At 47.9% G+C, this 242-nt stretch carries 1 protein-coding gene; it reads right to left on the bottom strand.

Annotation, left to right across the window (positions count from 1 at the left end; genetic code table 11):
* On the bottom strand, positions 1–242 hold a 242-nt coding region (locus AAEZ18_RS19500), incomplete at both ends, for a hypothetical protein (RefSeq protein ID WP_352256099.1).

Here is a 242-nt window from a genome sequence, read left to right as displayed (position 1 = left end):
ATATCGAGCTGCTCGTTAGCGACATTGAGATCGACCACATGTGCCTGCTCAGTACCATTAAAAGACGCATTAACGCTTTTGAAGCTTTGCCCGCCAGCATCTAAGCCTTCAGCACTGATAATAAGCTGACTTGGGCTGTTTGCTAAATTCACGATTTTGCCGCGAATACGACCTTGACGCAAGATAAAGCCCGGCAGCGCAAGTCGCTCACCGACCAAATCAATATAGATAGTGGGTAACGC

Origin of the sequence: Pseudoalteromonas sp. 19-MNA-CIBAN-0066 (assembly GCF_040308705.1) — a bacterium.
Lineage (GTDB): Bacteria > Pseudomonadota > Gammaproteobacteria > Enterobacterales > Alteromonadaceae > Pseudoalteromonas > Pseudoalteromonas nigrifaciens.
The sequence above is the reverse complement of the archived record's forward strand: the minus strand, read 5'-3'. Positions and strand labels throughout refer to the sequence as shown.